General features: G+C 53.2%; 19 protein-coding genes. 16 read left to right on the top strand and 3 right to left on the bottom strand.

Features of this window, described 5'->3' with window-relative positions; genetic code table 11:
* Positions 1-165 precede the first annotated feature (165 nt).
* The 10 genes from ASB66_RS26100 to ASB66_RS19410 all read left to right on the top strand — a co-directional run bounded on the left by ASB66_RS26100 (position 166) and on the right by ASB66_RS19410 (position 9,382).
* Positions 166-366, top strand: coding sequence for a hypothetical protein (locus ASB66_RS26100; RefSeq protein WP_147274060.1), 201 nt, complete (start codon positions 166-168; stop codon positions 364-366).
* A gap of 457 nt (positions 367-823) precedes the next feature.
* The gene (locus ASB66_RS19450; protein ID WP_234613132.1) at positions 824-2,092 is read left to right on the top strand and encodes a hypothetical protein; all 1,269 of its coding nucleotides are present in this window, start codon (positions 824-826) and stop codon (positions 2,090-2,092) included.
* A gap of 51 nt (positions 2,093-2,143) precedes the next feature.
* Positions 2,144-2,566: a PIN domain-containing protein gene (locus ASB66_RS19445; protein ID WP_060718571.1), complete on the top strand. Its 423-nt coding sequence runs from the start codon at positions 2,144-2,146 to the stop codon at positions 2,564-2,566.
* Positions 2,567-2,582: 16 nt separating this feature from the next.
* Positions 2,583-2,960 carry a hypothetical protein gene (locus ASB66_RS19440; protein WP_156544706.1) on the top strand — a complete coding sequence of 126 codons (378 nt, stop codon included), beginning with the start codon at positions 2,583-2,585 and terminating at the stop codon, positions 2,958-2,960.
* 597 nt (positions 2,961-3,557) lie between these two features.
* Positions 3,558-4,487, top strand: a complete 930-nt coding sequence (locus ASB66_RS19435; RefSeq protein WP_060718573.1) for a hypothetical protein — start codon at positions 3,558-3,560, stop codon at positions 4,485-4,487.
* Between the two features lie 346 nt (positions 4,488-4,833).
* Complete coding sequence (locus tag ASB66_RS19430) at positions 4,834-5,274, top strand: plasmid mobilization protein (RefSeq protein ID WP_060718574.1); 441 nt, start codon at positions 4,834-4,836, stop codon at positions 5,272-5,274.
* Positions 5,271-7,988 carry an AAA family ATPase gene (locus ASB66_RS19425; RefSeq protein ID WP_060718575.1) on the top strand — a complete coding sequence of 906 codons (2,718 nt, stop codon included), beginning with the start codon at positions 5,271-5,273 and terminating at the stop codon, positions 7,986-7,988. The genes ASB66_RS19430 and ASB66_RS19425 overlap by 4 nt, the downstream gene beginning before the upstream one ends.
* Before the next feature lie 246 nt (positions 7,989-8,234).
* A complete protein-coding gene (locus tag ASB66_RS19420) occupies positions 8,235-8,447 on the top strand; it encodes a hypothetical protein (RefSeq protein ID WP_060718576.1) in 213 nt (70 codons plus the stop codon).
* The gene (locus ASB66_RS19415; RefSeq protein ID WP_060718577.1) at positions 8,440-8,724 is read left to right on the top strand and encodes a hypothetical protein; all 285 of its coding nucleotides are present in this window, start codon (positions 8,440-8,442) and stop codon (positions 8,722-8,724) included. Before ASB66_RS19420 ends, ASB66_RS19415 begins: the two co-directional genes overlap by 8 nt.
* Positions 8,725-8,737: 13 nt before the next feature.
* On the top strand, positions 8,738-9,382 hold the full coding sequence (locus ASB66_RS19410; protein WP_147274059.1) for a hypothetical protein: 645 nt from the start codon (positions 8,738-8,740) through the stop codon (positions 9,380-9,382).
* Between the two features lie 618 nt (positions 9,383-10,000).
* Here ASB66_RS19410 and ASB66_RS19405 read toward each other — a convergent pair.
* Positions 10,001-10,735 carry a hypothetical protein gene (locus ASB66_RS19405; RefSeq protein ID WP_060718579.1) on the bottom strand — a complete coding sequence of 245 codons (735 nt, stop codon included), beginning with the start codon at positions 10,733-10,735 and terminating at the stop codon, positions 10,001-10,003.
* Complete coding sequence (locus ASB66_RS19400; protein ID WP_060718580.1) at positions 10,735-11,079, bottom strand: hypothetical protein; 345 nt, start codon at positions 11,077-11,079, stop codon at positions 10,735-10,737. The genes ASB66_RS19405 and ASB66_RS19400 overlap by 1 nt, the downstream gene beginning before the upstream one ends.
* 188 nt (positions 11,080-11,267) lie before the next feature.
* Here ASB66_RS19400 and ASB66_RS19395 point away from each other — a divergent pair, with 188 nt between their 5' ends.
* The 3 genes from ASB66_RS19395 (at position 11,268) to ASB66_RS19385 (ending at position 12,373) form a co-directional block, all read left to right on the top strand.
* On the top strand, positions 11,268-11,828 hold the full coding sequence (locus ASB66_RS19395) for a recombinase family protein (RefSeq protein ID WP_060718581.1): 561 nt from the start codon (positions 11,268-11,270) through the stop codon (positions 11,826-11,828).
* 70 nt (positions 11,829-11,898) lie between these two features.
* Complete coding sequence (locus tag ASB66_RS19390; RefSeq protein ID WP_060718582.1) at positions 11,899-12,108, top strand: hypothetical protein; 210 nt, start codon at positions 11,899-11,901, stop codon at positions 12,106-12,108.
* Positions 12,098-12,373, top strand: coding sequence for a type II toxin-antitoxin system RelE/ParE family toxin (locus tag ASB66_RS19385; protein WP_060718583.1), 276 nt, complete (start codon positions 12,098-12,100; stop codon positions 12,371-12,373). The genes ASB66_RS19390 and ASB66_RS19385 overlap by 11 nt, the downstream gene beginning before the upstream one ends.
* An 818-nt stretch (positions 12,374-13,191) precedes the next feature.
* On the opposite strand, the gene ASB66_RS19380 is transcribed toward ASB66_RS19385, so the two are convergent.
* On the bottom strand, positions 13,192-14,106 hold the full coding sequence (locus ASB66_RS19380; RefSeq protein ID WP_060718584.1) for an ArdC family protein: 915 nt from the start codon (positions 14,104-14,106) through the stop codon (positions 13,192-13,194).
* Positions 14,107-14,671: 565 nt separating this feature from the next.
* On the opposite strand from ASB66_RS19380, the gene ASB66_RS19375 reads away from it, so the two are divergent.
* From ASB66_RS19375 to ASB66_RS19365, 3 genes are read left to right on the top strand one after another with little or no spacing between them, the layout of a single operon-like run.
* A complete protein-coding gene (locus ASB66_RS19375) occupies positions 14,672-15,253 on the top strand; it encodes a hypothetical protein (RefSeq protein ID WP_060718585.1) in 582 nt (193 codons plus the stop codon).
* Positions 15,246-16,163 carry a Kiwa anti-phage protein KwaB-like domain-containing protein gene (locus ASB66_RS19370; protein ID WP_060718586.1) on the top strand — a complete coding sequence of 306 codons (918 nt, stop codon included), beginning with the start codon at positions 15,246-15,248 and terminating at the stop codon, positions 16,161-16,163. Before ASB66_RS19375 ends, ASB66_RS19370 begins: the two co-directional genes overlap by 8 nt.
* A gap of 5 nt (positions 16,164-16,168) precedes the next feature.
* Positions 16,169-16,795, top strand: a complete 627-nt coding sequence (locus tag ASB66_RS19365; RefSeq protein WP_197433248.1) for a hypothetical protein — start codon at positions 16,169-16,171, stop codon at positions 16,793-16,795.
* The last annotated feature ends 3 nt before the right edge of the window (positions 16,796-16,798 follow it).

Here is a 16,798-nt window from a genome sequence, read left to right as displayed (position 1 = left end):
GGTATATTTAAGAATGAAGTAACTTCGAATAATCTAATTCGAAGGTCGCATTAATAGCGGCAGGTGGAGGTCTAACTGATATCAGATGCTGAGCTGCTTGAACTTCACCTTGAAGGTTTTCCAAAAGGAAATAATCTTAAATGACCGGTCACTAGGATAGCGGTGTTGACAGAAATTAATTCGACGAAAATCCTTACGATCAAAGATGGTGATGAGGAGCTTAAACGCTTCTTTGAAATGGTCCGAACTGCCGGGAAAATTATCGTTCGAAATGGCGACGACCATTTTGTCGTTGAACTTCGTCCGCAGAAAATCTCGGACCAAGCTCGGGAAATCCTTAAAGGTGGCGGTCCTCTGGGAGACTAGGCCTTACGTTCAACATCTCTCAATCTGTTCCAGCAAATCGACCATCAAGCGGTATTTGGTCGGAGGCGTTCGCCAGCCTTTTCACATATGGCTTCCGACAATGTCGGCTTACAGGTCAATCTCGACGACTGTGAGTGCCGCGTCTGATAGCATCTGCTTCGCCAAAGCTGTGCTCGACACACATATGCTTGGAGGCAATGGAAACACTCCCACGAGAGGAAAGCCTAACGGGGCGTGAACTGAAGATCGGTTACAAAGCCCCAGGATGAGCGGTCGCTTATCGGCTAGCGTCGCGATTTTTGAAATAAATATAAATAGAATATATTAAAATTATTAATATCTAGATTAGAAACTGCTGTAAATTATATTGTGAATAACTCGACCATCATGCACATTTCCAATGCGTTTCCGCTAATATACTACTGATGTATGGGTTAGAGTTGGGAGACATGGATCAATGCGCGGTCGTCGAAGTGGAACAGTGGAGCATCTCTTCAACAAGGGTGATTGGTTCACGACCCAAGAGCAATGGAAAAAGCAACTCTCGGAATCCATTGAGCGGATGAATGGCGATGAATTGCTCAATACGTCGACCACTGACCTTGCGAGATACTACGCCAACGATATGACCTTCGAGGTGCCGAAGATTTACCCTGACAATATTGTTGTCGATCAGCGTGAGACGCAGGTCGACATTAGCCGAGACCATAACAGGTATATACGTGATCGGTCCCAGGCATTCTACATCGCGGGTACAGCGGTCGATGTGGAAATTCCGTTCACCGGCAATAAGATCGGCTTTGATAGCCAGCCTTCGACCCGAAATTTTAACAATCCCATGGCTGCCGTCGGCGAGGGGGTCGTTTCATTTTCGATCACGGGGATCGATTTAACTGCAGAACGGGTGAGGCAGGAAATCGACCGCGTCGTCAGCTCTATCAACGAGCATCTCGGATGGCTAGCGAACGATGCGAAATCTTACAACACGAGCCTGGAAGGCCTCGCAACACAGGCGATTGAGCGCCGCAAAGAGAAACTTCTCAAGGACAAGTCGCTCGTCGCAGGCCTGGGATTTAAGATGAAGGAGCGCCCCGGCGCGGGTCAGACGTTCGCCGCATCGTCAGTGCGCCGCGTCATCCGGCCAAACGTCCCCAAGCCCGTGGCTTCTCGTGAACCGTTCAAACCAGAGCCTATCCTCACCGGTGACGACTACGACCATATTCTCTCGGTCCTGGAGAATATGGTCGGGGTTATGGAGCAAAGCCCGGGTGCATTTCGTGAAATAGATGAGGAGAGTTTACGGACCCATTTCCTGGTTCAGCTCAATGGCCAATACGCTGGCGACGCGACGGCAGAAACCTTTAATTACGAGGGCAAGTCCGACATCCTGATCAAGGTTGACGGAAGGAACATCTTTGTTGCTGAGTGCAAGTTCTGGACTGGCGAAAAGGGATATCTCTCAACCTTGGACCAGGTCCTTTCCTATTTGAGTTGGCGGGACACGAAGGCAGCCGTTCTTGTGTTCAACCGGAACAAAGATTTCAGCGGGGTTCTTGCTAAGATCGAGGAATCTACGCCAAGCCACCCAAACTTTAAGAAAATGACCAGAAGGCGCTCGGAGACCAGTTGGACCTATCTGTTCGGTCACAGGGATGATGCGAATAGGGAGATCACGATTACAGTTCAGGCGTATAACGTTCCCGAAAGGATTAAGCCCCGTCTGTAAATACCTTTTGGCCCCAATTGCTAAGATTGTCGGTATCGTCTGAGAGAGAGAATGTACTGGAACACCGGATACGCTGGTTCATCAACAATCACATACATGTTCGTGGATGCAGCATCGCTGACGGGCTACACGAGGAACCTGTCACGCCGTTTTTTTCTTGAACAGCACTTCGAGTTCGACCTTAAAAACATGGCCATCGGATACAATCGCCTATTCTACTACGACGCCCTGCCAATCAGGGAGCGCGACGAGGCCGAATCCGTCTACCTGGAGCGAACTAAAGACCAACGTACCCTGCTGGAGCGGGCGGCCGCTGTTGATGGTGTTCATGTTTATGAGGGCGATGCTCATCGCCGGAAAAACAAGGGCCAGGGTAGATTGGAGCAGAAGAAAGTGGATGTCATGATCGCAGTCGACATGCTGACCCACACCTTCCGGCACAATATGCAACCAGGCATCACTACTTACCGGTGATAATGACTTCAAACCTTTGATCGACGCACTGGTTCGAGAGGGGATGCCGGTCACGCTTTGGTTCCCCCCAGGCGAAACGAATCCGGAGCTTGTGAATGCTGCTGACAGCCGTCGACCGCTGGACTTGCAGATTCTTTATAATTGGATGACCGATGAAAGTAGGGCTCGGTTTCGCATTCCGCTGCTGCAGAACAAACACCCTTCTGAGGAAGAGGGTGATCTTCTCAACGAGTGGCAGCAGGACAAGGTACGTTTTCAACTCCGCCAAAATGGTGAAACCTACATCGTCTTGCGAGATGGTGACGAACTTAACCGGCTTCACATCACGCACAAGAACTTTGAGCTGCTGACTTTCCAATGCAAGTCGATGGGATACAACATTCCCCAGTTGTAGAGCAGATTAGCGTGCTAACAAACGCATGCTGGTCGGAAGCTCACCGTGCGTCCAGCAACATTAATTGGAAGTTGGCCAAAACTATCGGATCGGGTGGCACACAGCAGCGTTCACAGCGACAAACCAAAGGGCCATAGTCACTGGGGCTCTCAAAGGTTTGGGTTTGGGAAGTAAGGTGTCTGCCGACCTAAACGTTGGACATGATTTCGTTCGGGGCCAGCGATAACGGCACTTTTGACCACGGGCAGGTGCTATAGGGACAAACCTAACGGACCGCACCAAAAAAGACAACCGATCCGGGAGCTGAAGCAGTGTCGACCGATGCTGCCGGTAGGAATTGAAGCCATGACCTCGCCCAAACCATGGTCACCGCCAAAGGTTTGGTGGGTATCGATATGCTCCAGTTCGCTCCAATTTCTCACCAAGCGAGCCCGCATGATAAGCAGCAGCTATCACTCATTCCGTTGCAGCATCGGCGTGCAACTTTCTAGTTACACGCTCCTTGCCTCCGTGGGGCACCTGATACGCAGAACGTCACGCGAGTTTGTCGCTTGCAGTGATCGGCGAAACCTTTGGAAAAAAGCCAGAGGACACCCAATGGACTACCTACCACACCCCGTACGCATCCTTTTCATCTCGGCAGCGGGATACGAACGCTCCGCTCAAACAAAAGCTGCCATTGAGAAAAACATCCAATTGTCCGATCCCAAGCTGGCCCGCCAGCGCAGCGTTATGGCTCGCTGGGTCCAGACCGCTGAGGTGTCGGGCGCAACCGACGAACAAATCGCGGACATGAAGGGCCGGATAAATGTCTTTGAAATGATAGCAGAGCCCGTTTTATACGGCGACGAGTGCTCAATCTTCGACGTATCGGCTTTGCTCCCGAAGCTAGCTAAGAACGACATCTCGGCGTTCAGCCTGCGCAATCTGGTGCTTCCTGGTGATGAAACAATCTACATTCATTTTGGTCGCGAAGAAGCGCTCATCGTAAATCACGATCAGGACCTCTATTTCGAGGGTGCTTACGTCACACAGGTTTACGATGAGATCGACGACGACGAAGTCAGCACATTCCGAATTGCGCTCGTACTCAGTGATCCAGAATTTGGAGCGCTCGCCTTCGACCGGCCAATCGGCCAAACGCTTAAGCGAAATTCGGACTTCGTTCGGTTCGAGGTCAAGCCCACCAACAGCGTGCGACAAGGTTTCGCCAGCCTGGCACAAAACGGCTTGGCGGAAGAAAGTCAGGTTTTGACTGCGCCTTTGAAGGTTTACCGCGCCGCTTACGATCTCCTAGTCAGATCGATGATTTACCTCGGCCAAGAGGGACGGGACTTGGAGCTGGGTTACTTCGACGGGGCTCCGGAAAGGCAGTTGCGGAAGGCGTTGAACGGCGACGACGATGCCGCAAGCTACCTTTTGGAAAACGGCTTTCCTGCCGTTCAGTTTGTCGGTCGCAACATCGGGCCGCTTCTGGACCTTTCCGAGCCTGATTGGGGGGCTGAATCAGTTGGCTTTACGATTTAGACGATTTTGCAGTTTCAAGTCACGAATGCGGCCGGGGAAAGTTGTTACGGGGCATCCGCCCCCTAAGACCGGCTCCAGGGAAATTCGTTAGGGGCCGCACCAACTCTCTAGGATTTCAATACACCAAAGATATTGATGGTGCAGTTGACGGGACCAACCTAGAAACCGCACCAGTCTTTTCGGTCTTGGAAGAACTAGAGAATTGGGCGAGCCAACTCAAGGCTTCCCCGGAAATTACTGACAGGCTTCGAGAGTTCGAGGCTGCGGTGCGGGGCGACGAACCCGCAAAACCCGCCAGTTTAGCCTCTTGCAACCGTAGAGGCCCGCACCGGTCAGGGCCGTCCCAATGAGCGGCGGTAAGCGCGACGATAAAGCGGCCAAGCCGCTAAAGGCGGAGTTTTCGCAATCCGTGCGTCCGGCAACTTCGCCCCGCCGAAAGACTATTCCGGTCACTATCCGGCTGACTGAGGCTGAACGCGCCCAACTGGAAGAGATGGCTGACGCCATGACGCTCAGCACCTATATCCGGGCCTGTCTGTTCGCAAAGGAGGAGAAACGCCGCAAGCGCCGTCCAGGCTCGGCGGTCGCCGACAAAAAGGCGATAGCCGAAGCGCTTGCCCTGCTTGGGCAGTCGCGAATGGCGAGCAACCTCAACCAACTGGCCCACCAGGCCAATATCGGTGCTTTGGTCATCGAGGATCGCGAACGGGCGAAGATCGAAGAGGCTTATGGCTACATCCTGTCACTGCGCACACTGCTGATGGCCGCGTTGGGGCAAGAACGATGATCCTCGAAGGCAATGAGCGGGGATTTGGAGCCGAATTGGCGCGGCACCTCTTGAACACGCGCGACAATGATCATGTGACTGTTCATGCCGTCGAAGGCTTTATTGCTGATGATCTGGCGGGAGCCTTCGCGGAAAGCGAGGCAATCGCGCAAGGGACACAGTGCCGAAAATACCTGTTTTCCGTTTCCCTAAACCCGCCGCCGGGCGCGAAGGTTACGGTGGAAGAATTCGAGGACGCCATTGGCCGGATCGAAGCGAAGCTCGGCCTTGCCGGTCAGCCGCGTGCGATCATTTTCCATGAGAAACATGGTCGCCGCCATGCCCACTGTGTCTGGTCGCGCATCGATCCCGCCCACATGCGGGCGATCAACATGGCGCATAGCAAGCGCAAACTTATGGACATCTCGATCACCCTCTATCGTGATCATGGCTGGTCGATGCCCGAAGGGTTTCTGGATCATGCCCGGCGTGATCCGCTCAACTATTCCCGTGCTGAGGCTGGACAGGCAAAACGAGCGGCACACGATCCGGCTGCCATCAAAGCCCTGTTCAAGAAATGCTGGGAGCAATCCGATTCACGCGCGGGCTTCGCGGCAGCGCTTTGGACTGAGGGATATTGCCTCGCGCATGGCGACCAACGCGGTTTCGTGGCGGTCGATGCCGATGGCAAGATTTGGTCCTTATCCCGCTGGTGCGGGGTCAAGCCCAAGGACTTGCGTGCCCGGCTCGGCGAACCCAATGATTTGCCCTCGGTGGAAGATGCGGTAAAGCTGTTCGAAGGGCTGCCCCTGGCGGACCCGAAAACCAAGGTCATCCCCACCAGCCGCGAGTTCGCGGAAAGTCTCCAGCGCCTGGTCGAAAGCCAGCGGCAAGAACGGGATGCACTCATTGCGGCTCAGGAGCGCCGCCTTGTTGCTGAAACTCTTGCCCGCAAAGCGCGGATGCCGCGCGGCCTCAGAGCCGCCTGGGCACGATTGAATGGCAGCTATGAACGGTTACTGGGCGAGTTGGCGCGTGAGGCTGCCGCTTGTGCTACGCGCGACCGCGCCGAGCGGCAGGAATTGATCGACCGACATCTGGCCGATCGCCGGTTGCTGGAGAGCCGTAAAAACGCGCTCGATCTTTCCAAGGCACTGGATGAGATTTTCCTGGAGGCCGTGCGGCCCGACAGACGGCAAAGGCTCCTCCTGCCGAACGACGCCGCACCGTTCACGCGGGCGCAACTGGCTGAGAAGCCCGACCTTATCCTGATGCATCTGTCACACAAGAAGGCATCCTTCCGCGATCTCGACATCAAGCGAGCGCTAACGGAATTCATCGACGATCCCCTGCTGTTGCGTTCTGCGATCGACACGGCATTGGTCTCGCCGGAACTGGTCCGATTGGAGAACGGTGATTTCACCACCCGCGACTACCGCGACACCGGGCAGAAGCTGGAAACCGATGCGAAAGCGATGGCGGCATCCGGCGGCTTTGCTGTCGGCGCACATCACATCGAACAATCCATGCAGGAACAGGACAAGCGATTGCAGGATCGCTTTGGCGCTCTTCTGAGCGACGAACAACGCACGGCGCTACGGCAGATTCTCGGCGACGATAAGTTTTCCTGCGTGGTCGGCCTTGCCGGATCAGGCAAGAGCGTGATGCTGGAAACCGCGCACAATGCCTGGACGCGCCAAGGCATACGAGTGCATGGGGCCGCACTGTCAGGCAAGGCGGCGGAAGGATTGCGCAACGCATCTGGTATTGAAAGCCGCACGCTGGCTTCGCTGGAAACCAGTTGGAAAAATGGATACGAGCCAATTGCCAAGGGTGATGTTCTGGTGATCGATGAAGCCGGGATGGTCGGCACGCGGCAGATGATGCGCATCACGACCAAGCTGCGGAAAGTTGGCGCCAAGCTGGTGCTGATCGGCGACCCCGGACAATTACAGCCAATCGAGGCCGGGGCACCCTTCCGCGATCTGATAGAGAGTCATGGTGCCGCAAGGCTCGAACAGATACATCGGCAAAAAGAGGCGTGGCAGAGACATGCCTCCCGCGATCTTGCCGAAGGACGAATTCAGGAAGCGCTCAAAGCCTATGATGCCGATGCCTGCGTCCATCGAAGCGCGGGCCAAGAAGCCGCACTTACCGCGTTGCTGGAGGACTATATCAAGGATCGGGAAATGGGTGGCCCGTCGTCAACACAACTGGCCTTTGCGCATCGGCGCAAGGATGTGTTTGCGCTCAATCAGGCAATACGGCGTGCCTTGCGTCTGTCAGCCGACATGGAACGGGACACGATCTTTGCCACCGAAACCGGTCCTCGTGCCTTCGCTCCGGGAGATCGCATCGTGTTCACCCGCAACGATAAAGAACTCGACGTCAAGAACGGCATGCTTGGTACGGTGGAAACGGCGGATGCCAACCACATCGCCGTGCGCCTCGATGGTGATACCACGCGCCGCGTCACGATCGACCCTGACCGCTATCGCCATTTCGATCACGGCTATGCTGTGACCATTCACAAGTCACAAGGTGCGACAGTTGACCACTCTTACGTCCTTGCATCACGCAGCATGGATGAACCATTGACCTACGTCGCCATGACACGGCATCGGGACACCTTGCGCCTCTATCTCAACCAGGAAGACCAACCGGACTGGTCAACGTTAGCGAATACCGAGCCGCGCCCCCGGATCATCCGGGCGCGCAGGTTTGAGCAATCTTAACGAGGAAAACGCCTCCATCTAACGCCGATGATATGTTGCCAGGTTGACCCCATGCTCACTTGAACGATCGTAAATCTTGAAACCAAATCGAGTGTTGTGACTAGATTGTTTGCAGATTTTGTGCCGTGCGTACTGAATACAAATAATTCCGCCGACAGATATTTACGACAACTGGGTGACGCACGTATATAGTGTGTGATGAGGAAAAAATGCTCTCATACCAAATGGGGGTACGGAGGGAAATGAATGAAGCTTGAAGAAGTTGTCGAAATGATCGAGGAAGTGAAGAAGAAACTGAACTTCGACAAGCGCGTTTCCCAAAATTCGCTTCTGGCCAAAGCCATTGAGAGAGATGAGATAAAAAGAATTCAGCGGAAGAATCTTGAAAATAGATTCCGCAACAGAGGAAATCCTGAAGTTATCAGGCGCATTGTGGAAAGTGGTATTCTCGATGAGTGATACAATTCGCTACGAGTATCCGAAGAAATCGGTGAGTCGGCGGCGTTCAATTTTCAGGCGACGTACTGAGAAAGACGTGACTCAGTTACTGGAGATTGTTTTGCCCCGCCTCGCACAGCAAAAGGTTGATCGGGAAAAGATTAAGGGATTGGCCCGTTCTATTTCTCGCGAAATCGAACAAGTCGTCACCGACCGTGAAGATAACTTTTTTGCGGCAAGTCGGGAGCAGCCTTTCTCTGACGCAGAATTAGTTTCGAAGATTGTGGCTACACTTTAAAAGACGAAACATCATGGGAATACCGTTCTGGGTTCGTCGTCGTTATTTGCGGTACCTGCCGAGTTGGTCCCAACTTCGGCGTACTCGCACAACCGGCGTCCCATTTGCTGTTTCTGCAATGGTAATCGTCGTGCCATTGTATCAGACTGTGGCTCGCTTTGTTGAGAGATACACGGCTGTTGAACTCCCAACGCCCACAAATATGCTCTTACTTTATATTGCAGGATTGTGTTTTTTAATCGCGAATATAATTTTCGATCTTAGAACGCCTCGGATTGTGCGGGAGTATCCCAACCGGCATGCGTTCGTTGGGGCGTGCGTTGCTGATGCGTTTTTGAAAATTCAATATCTTGCGGAGCACAATCGCGCCTCAAGCGGATATGCGAAGGCTATTGCAAGCAACATTGAATGGACTCAGGAGCAGAATAAAGAAAAAATCAGAATAAAGATTGAAAACTTATTCGAAAGTGCAAATGCGGATTTTTGGATTACAGAACTTGAAAAGCACTGGAACACCAGAAACCACGTCGGAAGGGATAGTTGTCGAAACACGCGCGCTGTTATATGGCTACTTTATATCGTAGCCTCAACAATACTTTTCGGCTTAACCTTCTTGGATGCGCCTATTAGGGTTGCGTGGGCCCAGTTCGGGACCTGAGTTTGCGCGTGTGCGCAGTAGCCTGGATTTCCATCACCACCTCATCGGCGTAAACTTCCGCGATGATCTTATCGACAAGATCATGTCGAGACGGGTGAGAAACATCTAGAATTTCTTTAACGGCGCTACGCAATTCAGCCGCGAGCGTCCCTTTATCTAAATCTGCCACACATCTCTCTCGCGTTAAGGGTCCTTCCACACCGACAAGCGCACCGGCATACCGCTGAAATAAAATACTACGGTAGCGCGAAAACCCGCAAGAATATTCTTGCCATGGTTAATGCACCATTTATGCCTGATTTGGCTTCAGGAATGCAACCAAAAATCCCTTTGCAAGCAATCTTATCCAGCCATAATCATTCAATAGTGCCACAGAAGACACTTCAACGCCGCGTCGACTATAAACAATTGGTAGAATTTATCGGCACGCTGCTCTTAGTGCGGACAGTTATTTCAAGCCAACCATAATATCTCTGTGCAATTTGGCATAATAGACAGAATCATAGCTCACCCCAATTGCCGGTTGAGATGAACAAAAACCCCATTTTTTGGTTGTCGTCATCAAGCTTGCAGGAGTGACGCCTTGAGTACTCTGCCTAGTCAACTCGACAACGGGGCCTAAAGCGCTGGCATGTCCAGCTTTCCGACGGGGCGGAAGGTTGTTTCCGGTTTCGGTGTGGCTGGCAGCTCGGCATCCTGTCTCGGACCGTCTCTATCCATCTTCGCCCTAACGGCATCTGGGGCCTCTTCGGCCAGTTTTGCTTTGAGCTCTTCGAGGCGCTCGCGGCTCATGCCGCCATCCTCTTTGGCATTCTGCGTCTCTGCGCGAATGTCGTCTTGCAGTTTCTGGAACTCAAGAATGTCCTCGCGCTGCTTCACCAAGTCGGATTCGCGCTCAAATGGGTTCTGATATTTCTCCCAATCGGGGCGCCAATCCTCGATCATGTCGGGATCAAAGTCTTTCACCTCGACGCCGCGTTCATCGAATACGCGCGTGCCGTCTTCTGTCTTGAAAACGCGGCGACCGTCAGGAAGCACATAGGCTTGATCAAGCAGAACCTTCAGTTCCTCACGAACTGCGGTTAATCGCTCTTCATTGTCCATCAGAGCTTCAACGGTTGCAGCATCGTAAGCATCGAGTTCCACTTCGAATGCGGCAATCTCTGTTTCCGTTGCCATGACGACGGCCACCATATCGAGCATTGCCTCTTCTTCGGCATTGTGTTCCCGTTCGGCCTTCTTATCCTTTTCGTCTTTTTGCTTAATTTGATCGAGACGCAGTTCGTCATCACGCCGCCACTCGGCACGTTTGGCAAATTCCTCGCGATATGAGCGAAGCGGCGTCATTTCCATCAGGCCCCGCACTCCTTCTCCGCCATAGCCGCCATCACAGCGCCTGCCGTATAGTCAGGAAATTTCTTGAAAGTTTCGAGTATTTCTTCCGTGCGGCTTTTGGTTTCATAAAACCAGGTGTAGATACATTTCATGCCCTTGGTGTCGTCGGCGTCTTTCTTGTAACGGGCATAGGCCAGTCCCTCGACAATGCCTGATATAAAGGGATAGCGGTCGGCTTCCGCCATTTTCGTGACAACGATGCCAGCCGTGAATTCAGCCGCCTGGGTCTTCACCGGAAGCGCCGCAAGAGGCAGCGCAACGGCTGCATTTGCAATGTATTTCAGATAGTTACCGTTCAACATTGACGACGGAATTTGTTGAAATTTTCATAACGGCTTAACTTATGGTAGTATATAGTACAAAGCATAGGTAATTCGGGGTTTTTGAGTATAGAGCCAATATAGCCAGGGACGAAAAACAGGGTTCACGAAAAGGGTCAATTCTGTGGCCGAAGCCGGGTCACGATGAATTTTTTAAGGCATTGAATTTAATGAAAAAGATTGGATATCTGCGCGTTTCGACCGGCGAACAATGCCCCGACCGCCAGATTGATGGGCTAAAAGACCTGTGCGACGAATATGTTGTCGAAACACTGTCGGCAGTCAGCCGGAAACGCCCGATCTACGAACAGACGATCCGTTCGCTGGAGGCCGGGGATATGCTGGTTATTTGGGACTTGGACCGTGCCTTCCGCTCGGCCAAAGATGCGCTGAACGAACTCGACGCGCTCAACAAGCGCGGGGTCGCCTTCACCATTGCCAGCCTCAACATTGATACGACGACGCCGGAAGGCTATTTCATCTACACTATCATGAGTGGCCTTGCTGAATTCGAGCAACGGATGCTCTCACGCCGGACCAAACAGGGGCTGGCTGCGGCGCGAAGGCGCGGCGTGCGGTTGGGCCGTCCGCCCAAGTTGACGCCTGCCCAATTGTCGGACGCCCGTCGCCGGATCGCCACCGGGGCGGCCAAACCGGCCCAGATCGCTGCCGAACATGGCATAGCACCATGGTCGCTGACGCGGGCGATCAACCGTTCATTACGCGGTTGATCGTTTTCAGAGCGGCGCTGGTGCCGCCAATTTTCTGGCAATTCCAGACGTCTTCGCCTATACTAATCTCATGAACATGCTCGAAACCATCAGCATCGACGTCTATCCGTGGGCTGCTCCGACCAAGGAACAGCGCGCTTGGTTCGATGCGCTTTCGCCGAACGACAAGCGCAAAGCCATCCAGGCTGCCATTGACGAGGGCTTTAATAGCCCCGTCAGTGAAAAATCGATCGACGACATTATTCGGGAAGCCCGCGCCGAATCCACGCATGCGTCATAGGATTACGCAGCGCGCCGAACGCGACCTGAAGGATATTTATCGCTATACCGTCGAAACTTTCGGCCACGCACAGGCCGAAAAATACCTGCGCGAACTCGACGCCGTTTTTGAGATATTGGGCGACTATCCCAACATGGGACGGATTTATGAGGGCCGCACGCACCAGTTCGTGCACGGTAAACACATCATCCTCTACCGGGTCGGCTCGAACGAGATCGTCATCGGCCGAATTTTCCACGGCGCACAAAGACACGCATCCGATTGATTGGCTAATGGGTGGACAGGTAACCCGCTATCAGTTCTCCCGCCGCTTGGTGCCGAGTCAGACGACGCTTGAAGCTGAAATCTCCCGCACATAAGTTACCATCCCGGACGCCAGATATCGGCATGATCACTCCGTCAACGGCTATTCTGTCCTCCACGGTGCTTCGACTAAATCGCGTGACTGCCGCTGCGCGTCTCGGTGGGAATAAGGTCAGGATTTTGTCTCGAATAGGCAGTTCTGAGCTAAGCTACCAACCAATTATCTGGTAGAATCTGGGACTGAAATTTTAGAAACAAGAAGCGGGAAGATGGAACCGATACGCGTAAAAAACTTTATCCATAGCAACCGCAGGATAATCGGATTTTGTATGCGAGTATTGAAGATGAACGGTCGGCAAATTGCAGAAATGCTCGACCCCGACGGTGAAGAGAGACGCGACCTGATAGCGACCCTCGTTGAGCGGATATCAATCCGATACAGCTAACCGTGATTTCTTATCTGCCACTCGATCAAATCCTTGGCCTTTTCGAAAGTGAGGCATACCGATCTTTATCCGGCGAGGGAAAGCCTTAACCCGACGCCGCGTTTGAGATATTGGGCGATTATCCCGGCATGGGGCGGATTCATGAGGACCGCCCCACCAGTTCGTTCATGGCAAGCATATCATCCTTTGCAGAGGCGGCTCTGATGACCGCCGTGAAAAACTATCTCCGGCTAGGCGGAGATAGCAGCCTCGTTTCAAATTCGACGAGGAAGGAGCGAGATGGTTGCGCGTCCTGGATCGGTGGACGGTTTTCGCGTGTCATCGCTCCGCCTCCTTATGCCGCTTCTGATTGCTGCGCGTCCTCCTGCACCGTATTCTTGCTGAACGCATGCAGGAAATCGGCAGCGCGTTGCGCGTGGGCGGCGGCGGTGAAGATTGCTCGCTTATCGCCTTTCAGGACGGTCAGCCAGTTGCCGATATAGGCGGCATGGTCCTCCCGGACTTCCGGCGTGATACCGAGATCAGCGCAAAGAAATGCCGCCCCCAGTTCGGCCACCAGCTCTTCGCGGGCATAGCCTTCATCACCCATGCGTTTGCGCCCAAAATCACGGTCAAGGCGGCTCTTGTGTTTGGTCCAGTGGGTTCCCTCATGCGCCAGCGTGGCATAATAGCTCTCAGCGTCCTGGAAGGTTTCAAAAGGTGGCATCTGGATGCGGTCTGCGCCTTCGGAATAGAAGGCCCGGTTTCCACCATGACTGATTTCCGCGCCGGTGGCGGCGAAGAAGGCATCTGCTGCCGCAATGCGCTGAACGGGATCAAGCACACTATGCGCTACCTGAGTATATTGCTCCGGTAGTCCCTCGATCTGCTCGACGTTGAAGACGGTGTACCCCTTCATATAGGGAATATCGCGCTCAACCTCTTCGCCGCTCTTCTCATCTGTTTCGGTTTTGTGCAGCGTATTGGCATACACGACAAGGCTGCCGCTTTCGCCTTTCCGGACATGCCCGCCAAGCTCTTGCGCCTGTTTGAACGTCATCCAGATCGGCGCCGAATATCCTTTGTCCACAGCCTCCGACCAGAGCATAATGGTATTGATGCCGCGATAGGCGATGCCGTTGGCCCGCAAAGGCCTGATGATCCGCCCCGCCGCGTGTTCAGCGTTCCATGGTTGCATCCAAGGGCGCACGCCCCGTTCCAGATCGGCAATGATGCGGGTGGTGATTTTCTCGTAAATGTCCTGTTTCATGGCGAAGCCTCGCTTGTCTTAAGGGTTGAACCTGCGAAGCTCTTTTCTTCAAAGCCGCGCATGAACCCTTGGCCAGCGCCGAGCGTCCAATCTAAAAGCCCGCGTCAGCGGGTTGGACGATCGATCGAAAGGAAGGGTGCCAAAGCCTCACCGCCCCAGTGGGCGGATTTGTCTCGACAACACGGGAGGTCAGACCACCGCAGCGGCTGGCCGAATGGAGCGGGCCGGAGGGACTGAGGCTATTGGAGCAAGCCCTGACGTCGATGTAAGCTGGAAAACAGGGTTCACGCGCGCCATCAGCGCGCCAAACAAACGATATGGCGGATGAGGATCAGACGCCGCCGCTCAATCCCTGACAGGGATCGTCACCCGGATGGGCCGAAACCGCGCATGCGGGTTCGGTGGAGGCCGCAACCTTGGCGCGGACGGAATAGAGCCCGGCGCGGACGTCAGGACGCGGGCGGTTGTAAGACTTCCATTGTTGTCGGTAACCACCATAGATTCAGGTAATAAAGTTGCGTCAATCAAGAATTGCATTATATTTCAATGCAAGGGGGAATTATCTATGAGTGTGGGGGTAAATGAAGGGCTTGGCCTGGTTCGCTTTATCTTGGTTTGGTCAAGCCTGAGCCCTGTTTTTCTGCTTTGGGCCATTCGGGGAGTTGAGGCGGTCGAGGATGTTATTTGGGTTCCGATCTGCCTGATACTTTTCTTGCTCCCTACCCTGATTCTCTACTGGTATTTCAGACGGGCAAGAAAGAACGAGAACGTCAAAACAATTAGCGTTTGCACATCAAAGGATCAACGAGAGCATCTGTTAACCTATCTTTTCGCGATGCTGATACCTTTGTTCGATGCAAATCTCGGAGGGCTTCGCGAGATCGTTGCGATATCAATCGCCTTCCTCTTCATCATGTTTCTATTCTGGCACATGCGACTTCATTACATGAATTTGATCTTCGCAATATGGGGCTATCGGATATTCACAGTCGAGGCAAAGCTGGGAACAACAGAAAAAGACCGGCATGCAGATCGGTTGATTACTTATGCGATCATATCGCGTCGACATTATTTGCCCGAAGGTGAAGCATTGACTGGTTATCGACTGGGAGGAAACGTATTGGTGGATAGGGCAATAGATGATTGATCAGGAATTCGATGCGGCTGCTATAGCCTCTGTAAATTTCGGAGTGCGTCTTCGCAGCAACGGAAATATGCATTTTGTGCCAACCGACGGCCCCACCAAGGACGCATTGAAGGAAATTTTTCGCGATACCATCGCGATCTTCAATAGTATTCCAACCGGCTGGGAGCTGCATGATATTTCCGAAGACTATGGAAATCCGCGCCGCATTTATGCGGCGCGCGCGGGCGAATTCATGGCTGAATTGTCGTCGGTATTCGATGCGGGAGCGCTGGCGGATCTAACCAACCTCCATGACCATGCTCACGATGTTGAATTTTATTTTTGCGAGTTCACCGACGCCCAGCAAAGGCGCGCCGTAGCGATCAAGAAAGGGACGCGACTGAAAGGGACACTTAGTGCGCGCAACCGGCTCATGCGGCTCGTTGACGATACGCTTGTCTTGATCGAAGAGGAAGTATTACGCCTGGATCAGGAATTCGATGTCATCGTCACAGATCCGCATGTTTTCATCCTGAATGTGCGCGCTGTGGAACAGATCGCCAAGATCGTGGAGCATGTGGCGGCGACCGCCGCCGTTAAGGTGCAGGCGATTCATGATGCAATTCCATTTCTCGACCTTTCGCGGATTAGGGACAAGATCAGCCGACATCCGCGAATGGCAAGAAACGCTGCGTCTATCGCCGCACATCCGAATCTAGCAAAGTTTCAGCGGCCATTCATTGAAACAATGGCAGCTAAGCACGGCATTAAGTTCCAGGAACTTGAGGACGGACGCCTTCAGTGCCGTGTCACAGATGAAGCCAAGCTACTCGAACTGCTCGATGCAAGGCGTTATCATCTCGATTTGGCGGGCGATGGTGGAGATCCATTCAGAGCTTCCGGACGACAGAAAGTATCAGCGTCGGGGTGAATATTGTGACTTATACACAATCCGTCAGCCGAAATATTTTACCTCTCTCAATCGCTGATACGTTGCCCAGCGCATTCAGCGAGTGGCATTTCACCGGCGCCACCGAGGACTACGGAGAGGCTATTGAGACGTGTAAGCTCTGCGAGCAAGACGGACTGCGATATCACTTCGAGATCCAGAACCAATTCACACACAGCACGTTAATGGTTGGTTCGCACTGCATCCTGCAATTCGACGTCGGGGTTTATGAAGGCGGCCGACGCCTCACTGTGGATGAAGCACGCAAGTTCCTTCAAAAACTGACCAAGAAAATGCGTTTAGAGTCTTGCATTCGAGCTCTCGAAAATCTGGCTCTGGCGGAAAACAACAGCATCCTCGTTAGCGCGCTTGCATATTATCGAACTAATAAAAAGCTCACGCCGAAGCAGGCCTTTGTTGTGTTCTGGCGATTGCGGTCCAACCATATTGATCACGATCCCAGCTTCTTCGTCATAACACTCAAAAAGGACCGATACGTCGACGACTTGAGAAATATGCCAACGGAACGCGTTCACTACTTCTGGAAGGCGTTGTCATCTGGCCAACGCCGTAAGGCTATGGAATTGGGGCATATGGCCCCACCGCACAGCTGAGAA

Origin of the sequence: Gillisella vitis (genome assembly GCF_001541345.2) — a bacterium.
In the GTDB taxonomy this organism is placed as follows: domain Bacteria; phylum Pseudomonadota; class Alphaproteobacteria; order Rhizobiales; family Rhizobiaceae; genus Allorhizobium; species Allorhizobium vitis.
This window is presented reverse-complemented; position numbering and strand designations above follow the sequence as displayed.